At 57.8% G+C, this 2,640-nt stretch carries 2 protein-coding genes; both read left to right on the top strand.

The features are described 5' to 3' along the window. Positions 1–239: 239 nt before the first annotated feature. Complete coding sequence (istA, locus tag PuT2_RS15590) at positions 240–1,769, top strand: IS21 family transposase (protein WP_093971911.1); 1,530 nt, start codon at positions 240–242, stop codon at positions 1,767–1,769. A 10-nt stretch (positions 1,770–1,779) separates the two neighbouring features. Continuing rightward, positions 1,780–2,547 (top strand): IS21-like element helper ATPase IstB, encoded by a 768-nt coding sequence (gene istB / locus PuT2_RS15585; RefSeq protein ID WP_093971910.1) that lies wholly within the window; start codon positions 1,780–1,782, stop codon positions 2,545–2,547. Positions 2,548–2,640: the final 93 nt, after the last annotated feature.

Below are 2,640 nucleotides of genomic sequence, written 5' to 3'. Positions count from 1 at the left end.
TGGGTATTTCGGAGCAACGTGACCACTGATTTCGGCCGAACGTGACCGACGGTTTCGCTCCAACGTGACCGCCCATTTCGGCTGAACGTGACCGATTTTTGCCTTTGACCGAAACGAGCGGTCACGATAGCGAAATGGTCGGTCACGATGCCGTGACGGCACCCTACAGCGGCGTGACGGTGTTGCGCATAGAACGAACTTAAAGCGGGTACGCTTGCCGGTTTTTCCCGGAGAAGCCAATGCCCGCGCAAAGGATGACTATGCGTAAGATTAAAGATGTACTGCGCCTCAAATTGCAGGCCAGGTTGTCGCACGAGCACATTGCGACGGCATTGCACATATCCAAAGGGGTCGTTGCCAAATACACCGGTCTGGCCAACGCGGCGGGGCTGGACTGGGCGTCGATTCGGGACCTTGACGAAACGCAACTAGAACACCGTTTGCTGAGCAAGCCGGTCAAGCGGTCGGACTACGTGCTGCCAGACTACGGTCGAATCCATCAGGAGTTGCAGCGCAAAGGCGTGACCCTCATGCTGCTGTGGGACGAATACCAGACCGAGTATGCCGACCGCCAAACCTATCGATATACGCAGTTCTGTAACCATTACAGGGCCTTCGTTAAACAGCTCAAGCGCTCAATGCGTCAAACCCATCGTGCAGGCGAGAAGCTGTTTATTGACTATGCCGGGCCAACGATTGCGGTGGCCGACGGCGGGCGGGCGCATATCTTCGTGGCTGCTATGGGCGCTTCCAGCTATACGTTCGCCTGGGCGACGGAACGGGAAACGATGGCCGATTGGCTCGATGCCACCGGCAGGGCCCTAAAATTCCTGGGCGGGGTGCCGCAACTGATTGTGCCTGATAATCCACGCGCCCTGATTGCCAACCCGGATCGTTACGAGCCACGCAGCAATGAAACGGTGCAGGACTTCGCACGTCACTATGGCACCTCAATCTTGCCGGCACGGCCTTACCATCCGCAAGATAAAAGCAAAGTGGAGTCGGCCGTACAAGTCGTTGAACGCTGGATACTGGCCCGGTTACGTCACCAGCGATTCAGCAGCTTGCTACAGGTCAATGAGGCCATCTCGCCCCTGCTGGAGCAGTTAAATCAAAGGCCGTTCCAGAAATTGCCTGGGTGCCGGGCCAGTGCCTTCGCTGCATTGGATGCTCCGGCGTTGCAGCCGCTGCCGGCGCAACCTTATGAGCTGGCACACTTTAAAACTGTCAAGGTGCATATCGATTACCACGTTGAAGTTCAGGGGCATCGTTACAGTGTTCCGCAGGCGCTGGTCGGCCAAACCGTTGAGGCGCGCGTCACAAAACATACTGTCGAGGTTCTGCATCGTGGCCAGCGAGTGGCCAGTCATTTACGTTCCAGCCAACGCGGTGGCTTCACCACGGTAGCGGCGCATATGCCAGCAGCGCACCGCGCCCATATGGAATGGACACCCCAACGGCTCATCCACTGGGCGCAAGACATTGGTCCGGCAACCGGGCTGACCGTGACACGTATTCTGGAACAGAACAAACATCCCGAGCAAGGTTACCGCACCTGCCTGGGCTTGCTCTCACTGGCCAAACGTTACGGTAAAGACCGATTGGAAGCTGCATGCACCTTGGCATTGCAGTTAGGTGCCTACCGGTATCGGCATGTACGCGACATCTTGGTCAATAACCAGGATCGAACCACGGCCGTATCGGCAGGCGCAACGCAATGGGTCAGCCCTGCGCACGAGCATGTTCGTGGCCCCAACTATTATCAATAAGGATCTTGACATGATGATGCACACTACCCTGGCACAACTGCGTGCCCTGAAACTTGATGGCTTGGCCGCAGGTCTTGAAGAGCAACTGGCCCAACCCGGCCTGGGGGCCATGAGCTTCGAGGAGCGCCTGGCCCTGTTGATCGATCGCGAAACCCACCATCGCAGCGATCGCAAACAAGCCCGGCTATTAAAGCAAGCCAAGCTCAAATACCCCCAGGCTGCCATTGAAGACATTGACACCCGACCTGCCCGTGGACTGGACAGGCGTGTCGTGATGAGCGTGGCGCTGGGCGATTGGGTCGCCTCAGGCCAGAGCATTCTGATCAGCGGGCCCACAGGGGCAGGCAAGTCGTGGTTGGCCTGCGCACTGGCGCAGTATGCTTGCCGACGCGGTTACTCGGCCTTGTACCAGCGGGTACCTCGCTTGTCTGAGGAGCTACGCATCCGCCACGGCAGCGGCATCTTCGGCAGATGGCTGCTGCAACTGGCTAAAACGGACGTGCTGGTTCTGGATGACTGGGGCATGGGCGATCTGGACAGTACGACGCGATCGGATCTGCTTGAAATTATTGACGACCGCGCGGCGCACCGCGCCACCATCATTACCAGTCAATTGCCGATCGAGCACTGGCACGCGTGGATCGGTGATGCGACGGTCGCCGACGCCATTCTGGATCGTTTGATGCAACGTCATCATCGCTTCACCCTGACCGGAGACTCCCTCCGACAGATCAAGCCAAAAACCACTGAAAAGGAGCAAAAAACAGACCCAACGTGACCGACTGCATTAGAATTTAACCGCGCAACACCACACGCTGCGCAAGCGGTCACGTTCACCCGAAATGGCCGGTCACGTTCGCCGAAATACGCA

Origin of the sequence: Pusillimonas sp. T2, assembly GCF_002236805.1 — a bacterium.
Classification (GTDB): domain Bacteria; phylum Pseudomonadota; class Gammaproteobacteria; order Burkholderiales; family Burkholderiaceae_B; genus Neopusillimonas.
The sequence above is the reverse complement of the archived record's forward strand: the minus strand, read 5'-3'. Positions and strand labels throughout refer to the sequence as shown.

Bases quoted from the DNA above. Each gene is read 5' to 3' on its own strand.
- istA (WP_093971911.1), top strand. From the start codon at position 240: ATGCCCGCGCAAAGGATGACTATGCGTAAGATTAAAGATGTACTGCGC.
- istB (WP_093971910.1), top strand. From the start codon at position 1,780: ATGATGATGCACACTACCCTGGCACAACTGCGTGCCCTGAAACTTGAT.